Genomic DNA, 16454 nt, shown 5'->3' with positions numbered 1-16454 from the left:
TGGGAAGCTCATGGGAAAATCTGGGGCAGATCGTGGCTACCGTCGGCCAACAGGGGCAAGTCGATCGCTTCTTGCACTGCAGACATCGGAATGGGGCCATAGATGTGGGGGAACAAAGCCCCGCCGCGCGAGGCCTCCCACACCACATTTTCGCCCAAAGGTGCTAGATCAATCTTAGCCAAGATCAAATCAGGCTGATCCTTGAACCACATTGTCAACGTCGCACGCACTTGGTCATGCGCGGAGAGATGGATGAAGCCATCGGTCACATCGAGGGCAGAGCCGGAATAGACGCCAGCGCTCTGGGCCTTTGCCCAAGCACTGCGCGTTTCAATCTTATAAGCAAGTGAATCCATGGCCGTGACTTAATGGCAAAACAGCTGGTGTCGACCCCTGCCCGTCATTTTTGCGGCTAACAATGGCAGGCTAGGCTGCTTCCAGCAGGCTTTGGAACACCAAAGCCCCATCAGCACTACCCAGTTCAGCTTCAAACGCGCGGTCTGGGTGAGGCATCATGCCAAGGATGCGCCCGGTTGGGTCGACGATGCCCGCAATACGGCGAAGCGATCCATTGACCTCTTCCTGATAGCGGAAGGCGACGCGGTTTTCTTGCTCAAGCTCATCGAGCACCGCTTCTTCGGCAAAGTAATTGCCTTCCCCATTGCCAACGGTCATGACCGCTTCGGTGCGATTGCCAAAGGCGCGGGTGAAGGGGGTGGCGACATTGGTGACTTCCAGCGCCACAGGCTTGCAGACATATTTCAGGCTGGCATTGCGCAACAAAGCGCCGGGTAGAAGGCCTGTTTCGCACAAGACTTGGAAGCCGTTGCAAATGCCCAAGACAGGCACACCAGCTTTAGCCGCGTCTACCACCGCGCGGGTGACAGGCGACAGGGCCGCCATCGCACCACAGCGCAGGTAATCGCCATAGGAAAAGCCGCCGGGCAAAACGATCAAGTCTAAGCCATCTGGCAGGCTCGTCTCTTTATGCCAAACCATGGAGACTTGCGCATCGACTGAGCGCTCCAAAGCGACTTTGCAATCGCGGTCACAATTCGATCCGGGGTAGATGATGACGGCAGCTTTCATAGGTCTGACCTACGCGGTTTTGGCGCAGAGGTGAAGTCCACTGGGCCACCTCCTGCAGCCATTGTGCAACCGCCCTGCAGAAAAGAGCGTATTGAGAGGCAAGAATAGGATAGGAGTGGCCATGATTTCGCGCAGAAGCTTGGTAATTGGAAGTGCGGCCCTGATGACCCTGACCCCGCCTGCCCTAGATGCAGCCCCCGGCAAGACACCGCAAGCTTTGTGGGATGAGCTTCTAGGCCGCTATGTCCGCGCTGATTCTACCGGCCTAAACCGAGTTGATTATGCGGCTTGGAAGGCCAGCGCAGCGGATATGCGCGCGCTTGATGCTGTCGTGGCTGGGCTGGCGGGATTGAAGATCTCAAGTCTACCCAAGGCCACTCAATTTGCCACATGGTCCAATCTTTATAACGCCATCACCATTCAAGTCGTGCTGGCGCGCTATCCGGTAAAATCCATCCGCGACATCAAGCCAAGTCTTTTGGCCATGGGGCCTTGGAAAGAGCCACGTGTCCGGGTTGAGGGCAAGCAACTCTCGCTCGACGACATCGAACACAATATTCTGCGCAAGCAATGGAGCGACCCACGTGTGCATTATGCAGTCAATTGTGCCTCAATCGGCTGCCCAAACTTGGGTCGACGCGGCTGGCGGACGGAGACGCTCGAAGCTGATCTCGATGCAGCGGCGCGCGCCTTCATCAATTCCCCGCGCGGAGTTCGCGTTGTTGGCCCTCAAAAACTTCGTGTTTCGTCGATTTATCAATGGTTCAAAGTTGATTTTGGGAATAATGAGGCAGGCATTCTCACCCATCTCCGCCGCTATGCGGCACCCACCCTTGTGACCCAAATGACCAATGCCCGGATTGTGGGCGATGATTATGATTGGTCCATCAATGCGACGACAGGTTCTTAAACATGCAAGCCCTCAAACGTTTCGGCCCATTGGTGGGCATCGCCTTGGGCCTAATCCTCGCCATTTCGATGGGCTGGCACAAATATCTATCGTTTGACGTTTTGGCCAAGCAGAGCGAAGTCTTGCGTGATTTGGTGACGACCAAGCCGCTTCTAGTGATCGCTTGCTATATGGGCATTTATATCTTCGCCACCACGATTGCCTTGCCTGGCGCGATTTGGGTCACGATTGCCGGCGGCTTTTTGTTTGGTCCGATGTTTGGACCCATCTTCGGACCAATTGTCGCTACGGCAATTGCTTCCACCTCAGCAACCATCGGGGCCACCTTTTTGTTTATGGCAACCCAATCTGCCTTGGGCGGCGGCTTACGCGCTCGGGCTGGTGGCATTATTGACCGGTTGGAGAAGGGCTTTCAGAAGAATGCCTTTGGCTATCTTCTAACCTTGCGACTTTTGCCCATAGCCCCCTTCTTTGGCATTAATCTGGCAGCCGGCTTCTTGGGCGTGCCGCTTCGCACCTTTGTTCTCGCAACCGCGATTGGCATTCTGCCCGGTTGCTATGTTTATGCCTCGCTGGGCAATGGGATTGAGCATTTGATCTCCCAAGGCCAAACGCCGGATTTGAAGATTATTTATAACCCCGAAGTGATGGGACCTCTGGTGGGATTGGCAGTCCTAGCGCTGCTGCCCAGCGCGTGGAAATTTGTTCAATCGAAACGGAAACAAGCATGAGCCAGCAGCAACTCAACGTCGATATTTGCGTCATCGGGGCAGGTGCCGCAGGCTTGTCGGTTGCAGCAGGCGCGGCACAGCTTGGCTTGTCGGTGGTCCTTTATGAAGAAGGTGAGATGGGCGGCGATTGCCTCAACACCGGCTGCGTTCCATCCAAGGCGCTGATTGCTGCGGCCAAGACCGCCCATGCGATGCAACATGCCAGCCGCTTTGGCATTGAAAACACCAAGGCGGTGGTCGACTGGAACAAACTGCGCGGCCATATCGACGGCGTGATCGAGACCATCGCACCGATTGACAGCCAAGAGCGCTTTGAAGGCTTAGGCTGCACTGTCTTTCGCGAACATGCCTTTTTTATCGACCCGCGTACGGTTGAGAGCGCCTCCGCCAAAGTCACAGCGCAGAAATTCGTGATTGCCACAGGGGCCAGCGCCTTTGTGCCGCCTATCCCGGGCCTTAGCGAGACACCCTTCCTTACCAATGAGACCGTCTTTGCCCAAGAAACTCAACCCAAAAGCCTGATCGTATTGGGTGGTGGCGTGATCGGGGTTGAACTCGGCCAAGCCTTTGCCCGATTGGGCACACAAGTAACCGTGGTTGAGGCCATGACCATCATGGGCCCGCAAGAGCCTGAGGCGGTGGAGATTGTGCGCGCTAGCCTGACCGCCGATGGCGTGACCGTGTATGAAGGGGCCAAAGCTGTCGGTGTATCGGGTGACCACACCGAGATAGCCGTCACCTTAGAAGATGGCCGAGTGCTCAAAGCGGAGCGCTTGTTGGTTGCGGTCGGCCGAGCAGCACGGGTTGAGAACATTGGGCTGGATAAAGCTAATGTCACCTATAGCCGCAAGGGCGTTGCGACAAATGATCGCTTGCGCAGTGTGTCTAATCCTCGCGTCTGGGCGATAGGCGATGTGGCGGGGAAAGAACAATTGACCCATGCAGCGGGCTTCCACGCCAGCGTCTTTATCCGCAATGCCGTGTTCAAGGCCCCGGCGACAGCCGCTGTCCCCTATATGCCTGCGGTGGCCTATTGCGACCCGAAAGTCGCCAAAATCGGCCTGACCGAAGCACAAGCTCGCGATCAGTTTGGCAGCGACGTCACCGTCACCAAGGCCGAGTTTGAGGATAATGACCGCGCCCAGACAGAGCGGTCTACCGAGGGCTTCTGTAAGCTCATCATTGGCAAGGGTGGCAAAATCTTGGGTGCCACCATCGTCGGGGAAGGGGCAGGCGAAGCCATCCAGCTGGTTGGTCTGGCCATGGCGAACAAGAAAGGCGTAAGTGCGATCACCAGCCTAATCTCGCCCTATCCAACGCGCAGCGAAATCGTCAAACGCGCGGCAGGGGCGTATTTCACCCCCACCCTATTCTCAGACCGCACCCGAAAATTAGTGAATTTTCTGAAGCTGTTAGGGTAAAGGCCGATAGGCGTGGCGGTCGCAGAAACCACCACGCCCAACTTTAACTTAGTCTTGGCTTTGAATTGGCAAACGCTCCAAACCTTCGGCGCGCGAGACAAGATCGATAAACTCATCTCGGAACCCAAATCGATCCTCGCCCTTGGCACCCTTGGCGATGCGGGTGACATCAGCAAAACCAAAGCCTTTGCCAATCCAAGGGTCTTGGCGGAGGAGTTGGGCATAGCCGGCCACCGCGATGGCAAAGCGGGTTGCCTCTGGCGCGCGGTCAAAGCTGGCGCTGCGGTCTGCGTCGGTAATTGGCCGCTCAATCAAGCGGGAATTGGCCTCACCGGGTACTTTGTAGCGCAAGCGCAATAGCCCCAGCTCCTTGGCCTTACCTGTTGCAGGGGTTTGAGTGACGGCCCCATATCGAAGGGGATCAACACTGCCTTGGGCACCAACGGGCGTGATTTCATAAAGCGCTGTAACTTGGTGACCCGCGCCGATCTCACCCGCATCGACGGCGTCATTGTTAAAGTCCTCGCGGTTGAGGGCGCGCGTCTCATAACCAATCAAGCGCCATTCTTTTACACGGGCTGGATTGAACTCGACTTGCGCTTTCACATCGTCGGCGATGGGGAAGAGCGTGCCACCAATCTGGGTATCAAACACTTTGCGGGCCTCTTGGATAGTGTCGATATAGGTGGCGACACCATTGCCGTTCTGGGCCAAGGCTTGCATCATCGTGTCATTGTAATTGCCGCGACCAAAGCCAAACACAGAGAGATAGATGCCCTTCTTGCGTTGGTCGGTCACATAGCTTTGCAAGGCGCGCGGATCAGAAATGCCGACATTGAAATCGCCATCCGTCATCAGGATGACCCGATTGACCCCATCTTTATTGTAATTCTTGGCAGCTGTTTCATAGGCAAGGCGAATGCCTTCCCCGCCGGCGGTTGAGCCACCAGCTTGCAGGATTTCAAGCGCACAAACGATGTCACGGGTTTGGTTCCCAGGCGTTGGCTTTAGAACCACCCCTGCTGCGCCTGCATAGACCACGATGGATACACGGTCTCGACCATTGAGGTTTGGGGCTAAAAGGGCCAAGGCCCGCTTGGCCAAAGGCAAACGGTCTTCTGCATACATGGACCCCGAAACATCCATCAGCATCGTGAGATTTAAAGGTGGGCGCTCGCTACGGGCGATGTCGTAACCGGAAAGCCCGACATGCACGATCTGCTTTTCTTCGGCCCAGGGCGAAGGCACTACCGCGACCGTGGTAGAGAAGGGCAACTTGCGATCTCGTGACTTGGCATAGCCATAATCAAAATAGTTCAGAAACTCTTCGACGCGTACGGCGTCCGCGGGTGGCAGACTGCCTTCACTCACGAACCGACGCGCATTGGCGTAGGAGGCGGTATCGACTTCCATGGCGAAGGTTGAGACTGGGTTCTCTGCCGTTTGCTTGACGCTGTTAATCGCCGCGAGGGGATATTTCTCCGTTGATTGCTGCTGTGGCATCGGGGCGATACGCGTCCCCGTGACGACAACATTCTGCATCGGGGCAGCAGCTACTTTGCTTTGCGCAGCATAGGATTGAGCCGTAGCATCGGCTAAGGCAGGTGCCGGTGGGGGCGGCGACATTATAGCTTGAGCCGGCATTCCCACGGCCATCCGGGTGCGACTTGGATAGCCACGCTCTGCCCGTTCGGGCGGAACCGGACAATTATAATCAACCGCATCTGTGGAGACAGACTGGCTGACCGGGCCTGCATATTGGTTATAGGCAGCGGGATTGGTCCCGCAACTTGCCGCCAAAGCCGCGAGAGAAATGACTGAAATGACTTGCTTGGCAGCGGACTTCATTCGGGCTGTTGGTGTGGATGGGTGCGGGTAAAGTTGGATCATGTGGCTTGCCTCCAAACGCTTCTGTGAACGTTTCACACGATAGGGAGGGTGCAACAAGGCCATGTTTGGGAGGCTTCAGGGCTAAATTGGGGCAATTTTAACCAAGAACCTACTGGCGCGCAGGCTTGCCGAAGCGCGCGCACAGGCTTAATCGATTTGCATGGTTGAACGTCCTGCATTTCTCGACTTCGAGAAGCCCATTGCCGATCTTGAAAAAAAGATCGAAGAGCTGAACGCGACTGCGGAAAAGAGCGGCGCAAAAAGCGTGCGCACCGAGGTCTCAAAGCTCCGCCAAAAGGCCAATCGCGCCTTAGCCGACCTGTATCAAAATTTGGACCCTTGGCGTCGCACCCAAGTTGCGCGCCATCCAGATCGACCGCACTTTAAAGATTATGTCGAAGAGCTGATCACTGACTATGTTGAGCTGGCGGGGGACCGTAAGTTTGGTGAAGATGCGGCGATCCTGGGTGGCATGGGCCGTTTCCGTGGCCGTCGTGTTGTCGTGCTGGGCCATGAGAAGGGCCGGACGACGCCGCAACGTCTCAAGCATAATTTCGGCATGGCCCGACCTGAAGGCTATCGGAAAGCCGCACGTCTGATGGATATGGCGGAGAAGTTTGGCTTAAGCGTCCTCACCTTTGTCGATACCGCCGGTGCCTATCCCGGTCTTGATGCTGAAGCACGCGGGCAAGCCGAAGCGATTGCACGGGCGACGGAACGCTGTTTGACTTTGGGTGTGCCGATGGTGTCCGTCATCACTGGTGAAGGTGGTTCTGGCGGGGCGGTTGCCATTGCGGCGGCTAATAGTGTGCTGATGCTCGAAAATTCCGTCTATTCAGTGATTTCACCTGAAGGGGCGGCCTCCATCCTGTATCGTTCTGCTGACCGTGCCAAGGATGCAGCCACTGCGATGAAGATTACCGCTGAGGACCTATTGGGCTTTGGCGTGATTGACGGCATCATCCCTGAGCCCTTAGGCGGCGCGCATCGTGCACGCGCCAATGCGATGAAGTCTGTGGGCGACGCTATGGAGAAGGCACTTTACCAGCTTGAATCCCTCGACGCAGAGGGCTTAAGGGCTCACCGGGCAGACCGCTTCTATCGGATCGGGCGCTCCTTAGCGGACCTGCCCTCACCGAGCGATGCGCCGACCAAAGCTAACTAAATCCTGCACGAATAGGTCTGGCACCTCCCAAGCGGCGAAATGCCCGCCATAGGGCATGTCTGTCCAATGTTGGAGAGTATAGCCTAACTCAACCCAATCACGGGGTGGATTGGGGAAGATATTATCCCCCGGGAAATTGGCAAAGCCGGTGGGTACCTCAATCTTTTGACCCGGTGGAAGGAAATAGCCACTGCCTTCCTCCAAGACCCCGCGATAGAACCAGACTGACGTGGCAAAGCGGTCCGTCAGTACATAATGCATGACATTGGTCAGAAGGTCCTGCTTGCCAAAAATGCTATCGAGGGAGCCGCGAGAGGCATCGCTCCAATTCTGAAACTTCTCGACAATCCAAGCGGCTTGTCCGAACGGGGAATCGGTCACAGCCATGGCCAGTAATTGCGGACGCGTGGTCTGAAGTTGGAAATAGGCACCGCCCATTTGCATCATCGCTTGCGACTTTTGCGCCCAAGCGCCACGCTCTGGCGTGGTTAGCGTCGACAGGTCCGGGCGCAGCCCCAGCATGTTGAGGTGAATACCCGAAACCACATCGGCGTGGTCAAAGCCTAACCAGGAGGTGACGACCGAGCCCCAGTCCCCGCCTTGGGCGATGAAGGACTTATAGCCCAAGATATCGACCATCAATTTACGAAACAGGCCGGCTGTCGTGCGGGGACCTATTGGGCGGGCGGGCCGTCCCGAAAAGCCATAGCCGGGCAGGCTGGGAATGATCAGATCAAACGCATCCTCGGCCTTGCCACCGTGCTGGGTTGGGAAGGCAAGCGGACCAATGACTTTGTGAAACTCAAACACCGAACCCGGCCAACCGTGGCTGACTAAGAGCGGCCGTTTGCCCCCTGCCTCGCCCACAATATGCAGGAAGTGGAGATCTTGGCCGTCAATTGTGACTTGAAACTGTGGCAGGCGATTGAGATCGGCCTCGACCGCGCGCCAGTCATAAGTGTTGAGCCAAAAGTCCTGAAGCCCTTTCAACCAGGTTGTGGAGGCACCGCGAGACCAATCGTCAGCCCCTTCATCGGCTGGCACCTCCGGCCATTGGAAAGCCTCGACGCGCCGCTGAACTGCATCAAGCTTGGCTTGCGGGATCTGGATGGAGAAGGGCTTTAGGTTGTTGCTCATGATTAATTCGGCCAATATGCGATGACGTCATCCTTAGTCGCCTTGGTCCCTAAGGCACGGTCGATGGCAATGGGGCCTTCCAGCGTGGCTGGGTAAAGCGGCTTACGACCGCCGGCCTTATGGTCATCCAACAACTTGCGAAGTTTGGCCACCATGTCAGGTCGGGCCGCTGCTAGATTGGTTTTCTCGGTTGGGTCGGTGGCGAGATCATAGAGGTAAACAGCGCCTGGCTTTTCGATCACTTGCAGTTTCCAGTCCAGATGGCGCACAACCCGGTAGCCATCACTCTGCCAGAAGATGGTGTCATGCGGACGCGCATTCCCGGCCTTACCTTCGGCGTGGGGTAGAATGTTGACGCCATCAATCGCCACGCCCTTAGGAAGTGCCGCACCAGCTGCTGCGGCCAAAGTTGGCATAAGGTCAATGTGGGCGACGGGCGCTTGTACTTGTGTACCTGCAGGAATTTTCCCGGGCCAAGACATGAACATGGGCACGCGAATGCCCCCTTCAAACAAGGAAAGCTTCCAGCCCCGGAAAGGCTTGTTGATCTCAGGCAGGCCGATATAGCCCGGGCCGCCATTGTCGCTGGAAAACACGATTAAGGTGTTGTCGGCCATGCCTTGTTCCTTCAAGGTCGCGACAATCCTTCCTACGCTGCGGTCAAGCGATACGATCATCGCCGCATAGACCCGCTCGCGCTCGGAACCCATCGGGCCCACCGCATCATAATCAGACTTCGTGGCTTGCAGCGGCGTGTGGACAGTCCAATGCGAGAGATTGATGAAGAAGGGCCGGTTCTTATTGGCCTTGATGACTTCAATCGCTTCATCGGTCCAGTAATCGGCGAGATAGCCGCGTGGCTTGAACCATTCCCCGTCATTGTAGGAGGCCGCATATTCCATACGTGCCCACAAGAATTTGTCGATCGGGTCAAAATCAAGCTTGGCATTGACGGCATTTGGGTCATCTTCGGGCAAGTGAAGGCCGCTAGCCATCAACAGGCTTTCGTCAAATCCTTGGGCATTGGCTCCAAATTCAGGACCAAGGCCCGTGTGCCATTTGCCAATATGAACGGTATGATAGCCGCGCGTCTTCAAGACTTCGGCGATGGTGACCTCGGAGCCCGGCAGCCCTTGCTTGTCGTACTTTGGCATCTCAGCCACGCGGTCGGCATGGTAGATGGCAGGCGGCATGCCACTTTTTCCACGCATGGAGTCCGCCACCATTTTCACGATCCGGCCCATACCGTCAGGTGTTGGGGTGAACTCAAATCCCGTGCGCGTGGGATAGCGGCCCGTCATAATCATCGCGCGCGAGGGCGCGCAGCTGGCCGTGCCTGAATAGGCCTGACGGAATGCCACGCCCGAGCCGGCTAAAGCATCGATGTTTGGGGTTTTGATTTTGCCATTGCCGAGGCCACCGCCAAAGGTTGAGATATCATTGTAGCCCAAGTCGTCGGCCAGAATAAAAATGATATTGGGCGGGCGGTCGTCAGCACTGGCTTGGGCTGCTGCAGGGCCCTGCATCCACGCGATGGGCTTATTATCTGGAATATCGGTGCGCTTTTGGGAAGCTGCTAAAGCCAGAACAATGTCTACCCGCTTCACATAGGCCAGCGCGCCTAAACCCACGACGGCAATCAAGCCACCTAACAGGATTTTCTTCAGCATAAATTCAGTCTCCCCCAAGTATCGTTTTAGTTTATTTCGAACAGCACTTCGCAGCCTGTGTCGGCAAGGATCGCGCGGCAAGCCGCAGCATCGTGGGCCGACAAGGACTTTGCATGGTCTTTGAGCCAACCCAGACATTTGGCCTGATAGGCAAAGGTTGGTTGCGTCCAAGCGCGGCCATCAATGATGGTCTCAAAACTCGGCTGGCCAGCTTGGGCAGCTTGGGCGTTGGCATATAAGAAGGGCACATAGACGCGGCCAATCTCAGCGAGAAGAGGCGCGAGACGCGTAAGCGCCTGATCGCGGGCAAGCCAGTGTGTGTCTTGAGGCTCAAGGCCGGAGAGGTCTTCCATCAAATCAATCCAAGCGCGCAGGCGCGGAGCACGTTCGGCGCAGAGAGCGGCTGGGCTTGGATCGACTACGCCCAACTGGGTCAACTGGCCATAAAGGCCAAAGTCAGCGGTACCGGGTCTTGCACCCATTACAAAGCCCGCGGGCTGGATGAGGGCCTCTAGCACGTCCACTAATCGCTCATACGATTGCTCAATCGTCGCGGCTGTGGTCGCGTTGGAGCCTACGACATAAAGGCGATCAATCTGGCGCTTGGAAATAAAGTCCGAGGCGGCTTTGGCGTCCGCGTTAGACGTTGTCGTATTATGCCAGAACACCAATTGCGGGCCCGCATGGGCAATATCGGCTTCGCGCGCCCAGCGATAATGGAACATCGCCTTGGTCAACCATTCATCGGCAAAGTCTTCGATCAAATGATCGAGAAACGCGATAACCGGATCGCTCGGCACCAAGGCGCGACCTGAATATTCGCGCTCCAGCCGCGCCAGAATGGGCGTGGAATCGACTTGCGCTTCATAACCGCCATCGGCTTGGGGAAAATAGACGGTTGGCAGGAGCTTTACCTTAGCCTCTGGAAAGCCCGGCATAGGGCTGCGATGGCTACCCCAATGCAGCGCATAGGGAATGTGGCGATAGCGCAAGGCTGCAATGACTTTGCGGGTATAGGGCGAGCCTGCAGCCCCTAAGACATGAAGGCGCGACGAGGCTTTGGCATCAGACATCAGGCAGCTTTCTTTTTTCGGTTGAAGAGGGCGAGCGCGCCACGAACAAGGGCGAACAAGACTAGGATCAGGACCAAGGCAAGGCCCGCCAAGTGCCAACCATAGAACTCCAGCTGGCGCATGGTGCTGTTAAATGCGGCCTGACGCTGAACCTTATAGCCCTCAGGCAATTCAAGCACGCCATTAGCTTTGGCATAGGCGGCATAGGCGCGCTCTAGATCTGCACGGACTTCAGGTAATTGCGTAGACAAGTCAGTTGTTTGGCCGGGGTCATTGACGACGTGAAAAAGCCGCCATTGATTGTCGCCATAAGGAGGGTTGTATTTCACCAGCGTGTAATCGCCCTTGGTGATGGCCGCATTGCCAGAAACCTCTACCCCCACCGCATCATTCGGGCCGTAAACAGCTTGCGCTTGTCCCGTCAGCACCGGGGCAAGGCTGCGTCCGGAAATCGGCTTCGCATCGGGGATAGTGGGTGCACCCCCTACAAGGTCGATCAGGGTCGGCGTTATGTCTTGCACAAAGGCTGCGGCATTGACGGCCTTATCTGCGGCAATGCCGGGGCCAGCCATCAGTAACGGCACATGTAGGCCACCGCTGGAGGTATAGAATTTAAACAAATAGCTAGGCGTTGCCAAAGCGCTTGCCCATTCAGGCCCGATCCAATTATGGCTGCCGCGTTCGCCCAGATTAGCCAACTCACGCGTAAAGCCGTGTGTCTTCATCCAGAGATTAAAGCCGCGCTCACCACCGGGATTGCTGGGCTCTGGGCCATTGTCCGAAGTGATGACAAAGATTGTATTCTCAAGCTCACCCGTCTTGTCCAAATGCGCAACCAGTCGGCCAATCTCTACATCGGTGGCCTCGATCATGCCGGCATAGACTTCCATCGCCTTGGCCTGCATCTTCTTCTCGTCAGCACTCAAACTGTCCCAAGCGCGCATGCTTGTATGCATGGCAGGTGCTTTGGCGTCTTTCGACACGAGGCCTAAAGTTTTTGCGCGCTCAAACCGATCTTTGCGTAATTGGTCCCAACCGCCATCAAACCGGCCAGCATATTTCTGGGTATACTCGCGCGGCGCCTGCACGGGGATGTGTACGGCTTGCAGGGCGACATAGGCCAAGAAGGGCTTATCGTCTTTTGGTCGCGCGGCCAGATAGTCGAGCATCTTGTTGACGATCACCGTCGAAGAGAACTGGCCACTAGGATAGGAGGTAGGCTTATCATCCTCAAACCACGGCGCCTCGTTATAAAACGGCATATAGGGCTTATCATCCCAATTATCGGCGCCGGAAGCATCAAGGGCGAAAGATCGGTCAAAGCCGCGCGAGCCGGGTAATTGCCCCGGCCCATCGCCTAAATGCCACTTGCCACTCATGAACGTTTGGTAGCCCGCCAGACGCAGACGCTCTGGCAAGGTGGCGGCATTGGGCTCCAAAGACAGACCATAGCCAGGCTTGCCGACATGCTCTTTCGGTAGCACCTCTTTAATCGTCGCCACCCCGGCTTGATGATTGGTCAGGCCCGTCAGCAACATGGCGCGGGAAGGCGAGCAGAGGGGCGAGGTTGAATAGCGGTTAAAGCGGGTACCCCGACGGGCGATCGCGTCAATGTTCGGCGTCTTGGCCTCGCCACCATAAATGCCCAGATCCATCAAGGCGGCATCATCAAACAAGATGATGACAACATTGGGCTTAGTCTTGGTCGCAGCACCTTTGGGACTTGCTTGCCCAGAGGCAGACCCTGCACCTGTAATGAGAGCCAAAGAACACAGAGCGGTACCCGCCGCGCGCATCCAGCCAAACAGATGTCTATTCGTTTTGCCCACTGTCGCCCCCAAACCAGTCCCTTGTTTTGACACGATGATTGTCATTGGATGTGCGAAGGGTCAAGACAATTCCAGTCACGATCACGACCTACCTCAATTGCGCAAGACATGACGCTTCGAAAGCTTGCCCTGGCTGTCCAGCGAGACCAAGTCACCATCCTGCATGATCCAAAACGGCCCCTTAAACTTCTGCTTGGCATCGCCCAGGAAGGGCCCTTCCAAGGCCTTGAGCGGCAAAGCGGGCACGATATGGGTCAAGGCTACGGCACCGACCTTGGCGGTATTGGCAATGTCAGCAATCTGGCTGGGCGTCGCGTGATAATTCTCAATATCGTGGAAGACTTGGCTGACACCCGCCTGCCCCGAATCCTTGGCAGCTTTGCCCATGATTTGGGTGAGGTTCGGCGCGATGGCCTCATGCACCAACAGATTGGCACCTTGAGCGGCCTTGGTCACGCAGTCACAGGCCTTGGTGTCGCCGCTGATGACAATTTTCTGCCCGCCATATTCAATGCGATAACCCAAAGATGGCTCGATTGGCCGATGATCGACGCCAAAGGCAATGATTTTCAGCCCGTCCTGATCATAAACGACAGCCTCTGACCCAATAGCAGGGGCCGCAAAGGGCTTAGCTTCAAATCCAAAGCCCGAGGGTGGAACAATCGCTGCGCCATGATGGGCGACGCGGTAACCGCGATCTTGGCTGTAGACTTGGGCAAGGCCTGCCGCAATTTGCTCAACCCCTGTTGGCCCATAGAGCGGCAATGGCGACTTGGCTGAGCTGGACGCCCAGCGTTGTAGGCCCAAACCGCCAAGACCATCGATATGGTCTGAGTGGAAATGGGTTAAGAAGACGGCCTGCACTTGGCCGGTCGGCAAACCCATCAGATTGAGCGTTTCAGCCGATCCTTCCCCCGCATCAAACACAAAGAGCTTGCCGCCTGCGACAATGGCCAAACAAGGGCCTGCGCGATCAAGGTCTGGCATGGGCGAACCGGTCCCGCAAAAGCCCGCATGCAGCCCAGTCTTCAACCCTTCGATGGTCGGATTAGCAAGGGCTTGATCGGCACCGCGTTCGAGCACGGCCAGAGCGATCTTATCCCGATTCAAGAACCCGACTGCGGCCCCGCAAACAAGGAGCCCCGCGACAATAGCAAGAATTGGTTTGGTTTTCATGGCAACCTCATCAATGGCTTAACAGCAAAACGCTATATTGACACTATAAGTGCAATAATCAGCCTGTCAAACAACCAAGACCTTTTTAGTCGCGGCTCTGTTCTTCGTGCCTATCGCTCATCACGAACCAAGCGAAAGCCGATATGGTTGCTTGAAAAGTCAATATCTTGCGGCTGACGAGCTTGGGGCCGGTAGCGTCCGCAGAAATTATCTGAACACAGCCAAGACCCACCTTTGACTGTCCCTGAAACCCCGTCCTGAAATGGCGTTTCGGTCCATTCCCAGACGTTCCCAATCATATCGTAAAGGCCCAGTTTGCTGGGCGAAAAGCAGCCCACCGGCGCGGTAGATTGAAAGCCATCGCCGCCTTCATCCAAAAAGGGAAACAGCCCCTGCCACGTATTGGCAATTGGCTTCTTTTGAGGATCATAAGCACCAGATCGCGTATTGGCCTGATCGGGCAAGCCAGACTGGGCGGCATATTCCCACTCAATTTCACTGGGCAAGCGCCCGCCCGCCCAAGCCGCATAGGCTTTAGCATCCTGGCGGGAGACATGAATCACGGGCTTATCGTCCTGGCCCTCGATCGTGCTCCCGGGTCCTCTTGGACTTTTCCACGTCGCACCCGGCACGAGCTTCCACTGCCCGGGCTGGCCGCCTTTGCCAATTTCAAACACGGCAGACCCCGCCCCACCATCTTGGCGGGTCAGCGATTTTTCGGCGTCCGTGACATAGGACTTCGCAGCAACAAAAGCGGCAAACTCGCGGTTTGTCACTTCATGTGTTTGCATCTCAAACCCGTTGACCTGCACGCGCATGGACGGGCCTTCTTCTGGGAAGGACGGGTCTTGGCCCAACAAAACTGAACCTGCAGGAATCTTCACCCAGCCGCCCTGCTGTGCGACCGGCAAACCGCAATTGACCTTGGCTTCACTATTCTTGACCTCGGCTTCTGGTTGACAGGCGGAGGCGAGCAGGAGCGGCAGCAAAATGAGGATGGCACGTTTCAAGATGTGAGCTCTTTCAAGGCGTCTTCAATTACCCATAAGCGGTCCTGCCCCCATACGCAGACATTGTTGACACGAAAGCATGGAACGCCCCAATGGCCAATCTCCAAAAGCTCCAGCCGATTGGTTTCGGCTTCCTCGCGCCAGTTCTCGCGGGCCAGTTGTTCGCGCGCCTCTGACCACGGCAGGCCTGCAATCTCGACAATCTGCTTCATGCCGGAATCAGAGCCTGCGTCCACGCCTTGTGACCACACGGCACTCAAGAACGACTCTACAAATTCATAGCCCCGCCCCTTCTGCATGGCCCAAGCCAGAATGGCATAGCCGCGCTCAACCGGCTTGCCCACTGGGTCGGCAATTCGCCCAAAGGGGATGTCGAGGCGACGGGCTTCACGCGCATTGTCGAGGGTGAAATAGCGGCTCTTCATCGGTGGCACGGGAAGGCCGCGCATCACCATGGGCAGAACGAAGCGCAATCGCAATTCCGCCCCATAGGCATCGGCCAGCGCCTTGGCCCGATGAGCCGAGAGATAGGTATAAGGGCTGCGAAAGGACAAATACCAATGCAACACAGGCTGGGTGCCTGTTGCCAGCTTAGCTGGGGCAAGGTGCAAGCCAGGTGCGGGAAAGATCAGGGCGTCTGGTGCCTCGGATATTTGTGCGCCAACACCCCTCAAGCGAGTTTCAAGATAATGGAGGCGATCAATGCCCCAATACCACTCGCCACCATAATGCAGCATTGCCCCCATGAAATGGCCTAGGCGTGCGCGTTCAGCGTCTCCTTTGGCGCAAGGATCGCCGGTCGCCGGAGCGGTATCGGGCTCAATAGTGCCAGCCCACAGCGCCTTACTAATCGACAGCGCACGCGGCCAGAAATCCTCGGCTCCCAAAGCTGCCGCAAATTGGGCTTGCGCTGCACGTACCGCCTCGGGTGCTGGCTGCACACCGTGATCCTCAAACGTAAAGCCTGACTTCCTCGCCAGCTGGGCGCTATCTTCCCGAGCATAGGCGATCAGGCGATCCCGCTCTGGTGCTGCCCAATCATCAGGAGCCCCAACCAGCCAGACGTGCAGGTCCACATCATAGCGGCTGCGAAATAGGTCCAAGGCTTGCAGCGCCAGATGGCCATACGGATCATCGATCTGGTGAAAATAGTCGACGCGGTGGCGCGCACCTTGGCGCTGGCGCTCTTTTTCGAATTTGTCGCGGGCACTATCTTGGCGCTGCGCACTGGTGATGGCCTCAGCCACTCGCGAAACTACAAGCGTTTTCAGTGACATTGCTCGCTCCCCTTTTTGTTTCTCGCCAGCCTATGTTTTGGCGCACAGAATGTCAAAAAAAGGATGCCGCCATACC

The 16454-nt window shown here is 56.6% G+C and carries 14 protein-coding genes; 4 read left to right on the top strand and 10 right to left on the bottom strand.

Annotated elements, in window-relative coordinates:
• Positions 1-8: 8 nt before the first annotated feature.
• Together ACIQ20_RS07000 and purQ are read right to left on the bottom strand one after the other, a co-directional pair.
• Positions 9-356, bottom strand: coding sequence for a DUF952 domain-containing protein (locus tag ACIQ20_RS07000; protein ID WP_395778762.1), 348 nt, complete (start codon positions 354-356; stop codon positions 9-11).
• Positions 357-426: 70 nt separating this feature from the next.
• The gene (gene purQ, locus ACIQ20_RS06995; RefSeq protein WP_395778760.1) at positions 427-1089 is read right to left on the bottom strand and encodes a phosphoribosylformylglycinamidine synthase subunit PurQ; all 663 of its coding nucleotides are present in this window, start codon (positions 1087-1089) and stop codon (positions 427-429) included.
• Positions 1090-1210: 121 nt separating this feature from the next.
• Between purQ and ACIQ20_RS06990 the strand changes: the two genes are divergently transcribed.
• Genes ACIQ20_RS06990 through ACIQ20_RS06980 form a run of 3 tightly spaced genes read left to right on the top strand, consistent with a single transcriptional unit; the run spans position 1211 to position 4151 of the window.
• Positions 1211-1999 (top strand): DUF547 domain-containing protein, encoded by a 789-nt coding sequence (locus tag ACIQ20_RS06990; RefSeq protein WP_395778758.1) that lies wholly within the window; start codon positions 1211-1213, stop codon positions 1997-1999.
• A gap of 2 nt (positions 2000-2001) precedes the next feature.
• Positions 2002-2730: a VTT domain-containing protein gene (locus ACIQ20_RS06985; RefSeq protein WP_346382801.1), complete on the top strand. Its 729-nt coding sequence runs from the start codon at positions 2002-2004 to the stop codon at positions 2728-2730.
• Positions 2727-4151 (top strand): dihydrolipoyl dehydrogenase family protein, encoded by a 1425-nt coding sequence (locus ACIQ20_RS06980; RefSeq protein ID WP_395778755.1) that lies wholly within the window; start codon positions 2727-2729, stop codon positions 4149-4151. The genes ACIQ20_RS06985 and ACIQ20_RS06980 overlap by 4 nt, the downstream gene beginning before the upstream one ends.
• Before the next feature lie 48 nt (positions 4152-4199).
• Here the strand turns inward: ACIQ20_RS06980 and ACIQ20_RS06975 are convergent, their stop codons facing one another.
• Entirely contained in the window at positions 4200-6041 is a 1842-nt protein-coding gene (locus ACIQ20_RS06975; RefSeq protein ID WP_395778753.1) for a von Willebrand factor type A domain-containing protein, read from the bottom strand.
• A 160-nt stretch (positions 6042-6201) separates the two neighbouring features.
• Here ACIQ20_RS06975 and ACIQ20_RS06970 point away from each other — a divergent pair, with 160 nt between their 5' ends.
• Positions 6202-7206 carry an acetyl-CoA carboxylase carboxyltransferase subunit alpha gene (locus tag ACIQ20_RS06970; protein WP_395778751.1) on the top strand — a complete coding sequence of 335 codons (1005 nt, stop codon included), beginning with the start codon at positions 6202-6204 and terminating at the stop codon, positions 7204-7206.
• On the opposite strand, the gene ACIQ20_RS06965 is transcribed toward ACIQ20_RS06970, so the two are convergent.
• The 7 genes from ACIQ20_RS06965 to ACIQ20_RS06935 all read right to left on the bottom strand — a co-directional run bounded on the left by ACIQ20_RS06965 (position 7174) and on the right by ACIQ20_RS06935 (position 16378).
• Entirely contained in the window at positions 7174-8343 is a 1170-nt protein-coding gene (locus ACIQ20_RS06965) for an epoxide hydrolase family protein (RefSeq protein WP_395778749.1), read from the bottom strand. The genes ACIQ20_RS06970 and ACIQ20_RS06965 overlap by 33 nt on opposite strands.
• Positions 8344-8345: 2 nt before the next feature.
• Positions 8346-10013: a sulfatase-like hydrolase/transferase gene (locus tag ACIQ20_RS06960; protein ID WP_395778747.1), complete on the bottom strand. Its 1668-nt coding sequence runs from the start codon at positions 10011-10013 to the stop codon at positions 8346-8348.
• A gap of 26 nt (positions 10014-10039) precedes the next feature.
• The gene (locus ACIQ20_RS06955) at positions 10040-11086 is read right to left on the bottom strand and encodes a glutathione S-transferase C-terminal domain-containing protein (RefSeq protein ID WP_395778745.1); all 1047 of its coding nucleotides are present in this window, start codon (positions 11084-11086) and stop codon (positions 10040-10042) included.
• Positions 11086-12915 (bottom strand): arylsulfatase, encoded by a 1830-nt coding sequence (locus tag ACIQ20_RS06950; RefSeq protein ID WP_395778743.1) that lies wholly within the window; start codon positions 12913-12915, stop codon positions 11086-11088. The genes ACIQ20_RS06955 and ACIQ20_RS06950 overlap by 1 nt, the downstream gene beginning before the upstream one ends.
• 93 nt (positions 12916-13008) lie before the next feature.
• On the bottom strand, positions 13009-14091 hold the full coding sequence (locus ACIQ20_RS06945) for an MBL fold metallo-hydrolase (RefSeq protein ID WP_395778741.1): 1083 nt from the start codon (positions 14089-14091) through the stop codon (positions 13009-13011).
• A gap of 110 nt (positions 14092-14201) precedes the next feature.
• Complete coding sequence (locus ACIQ20_RS06940) at positions 14202-15101, bottom strand: formylglycine-generating enzyme family protein (RefSeq protein WP_395778739.1); 900 nt, start codon at positions 15099-15101, stop codon at positions 14202-14204.
• Positions 15098-16378, bottom strand: a complete 1281-nt coding sequence (locus ACIQ20_RS06935; RefSeq protein ID WP_395778737.1) for a DsbA family protein — start codon at positions 16376-16378, stop codon at positions 15098-15100. The genes ACIQ20_RS06940 and ACIQ20_RS06935 overlap by 4 nt, the downstream gene beginning before the upstream one ends.
• Positions 16379-16454 lie beyond the last annotated feature (76 nt).

This window comes from Aquidulcibacter sp. (assembly GCF_044346625.1).
Lineage (GTDB): Bacteria > Pseudomonadota > Alphaproteobacteria > Caulobacterales > Aquidulcibacteraceae > Aquidulcibacter.
This window is presented reverse-complemented; position numbering and strand designations above follow the sequence as displayed.

Excerpts from the sequence above, each read along its gene's own strand:
- ACIQ20_RS07000 (WP_395778762.1), bottom strand. The coding sequence starts at position 356 with ATGGATTCACTTGCTTATAAGATTGAAACGCGCAGTGCTTGGGCAAAG.
- purQ (WP_395778760.1), bottom strand. The coding sequence starts at position 1,089 with ATGAAAGCTGCCGTCATCATCTACCCCGGATCGAATTGTGACCGCGAT.
- ACIQ20_RS06990 (WP_395778758.1), top strand. The coding sequence starts at position 1,211 with ATGATTTCGCGCAGAAGCTTGGTAATTGGAAGTGCGGCCCTGATGACC.
- ACIQ20_RS06985 (WP_346382801.1), top strand. The coding sequence starts at position 2,002 with ATGCAAGCCCTCAAACGTTTCGGCCCATTGGTGGGCATCGCCTTGGGC.
- ACIQ20_RS06980 (WP_395778755.1), top strand. The coding sequence starts at position 2,727 with ATGAGCCAGCAGCAACTCAACGTCGATATTTGCGTCATCGGGGCAGGT.
- ACIQ20_RS06975 (WP_395778753.1), bottom strand. The coding sequence starts at position 6,041 with ATGATCCAACTTTACCCGCACCCATCCACACCAACAGCCCGAATGAAG.
- ACIQ20_RS06970 (WP_395778751.1), top strand. The coding sequence starts at position 6,202 with ATGGTTGAACGTCCTGCATTTCTCGACTTCGAGAAGCCCATTGCCGAT.
- ACIQ20_RS06965 (WP_395778749.1), bottom strand. The coding sequence starts at position 8,343 with ATGAGCAACAACCTAAAGCCCTTCTCCATCCAGATCCCGCAAGCCAAG.
- ACIQ20_RS06960 (WP_395778747.1), bottom strand. The coding sequence starts at position 10,013 with ATGCTGAAGAAAATCCTGTTAGGTGGCTTGATTGCCGTCGTGGGTTTA.
- ACIQ20_RS06955 (WP_395778745.1), bottom strand. The coding sequence starts at position 11,086 with ATGTCTGATGCCAAAGCCTCGTCGCGCCTTCATGTCTTAGGGGCTGCA.
- ACIQ20_RS06945 (WP_395778741.1), bottom strand. The coding sequence starts at position 14,091 with ATGAAAACCAAACCAATTCTTGCTATTGTCGCGGGGCTCCTTGTTTGC.
- ACIQ20_RS06935 (WP_395778737.1), bottom strand. The coding sequence starts at position 16,378 with ATGTCACTGAAAACGCTTGTAGTTTCGCGAGTGGCTGAGGCCATCACC.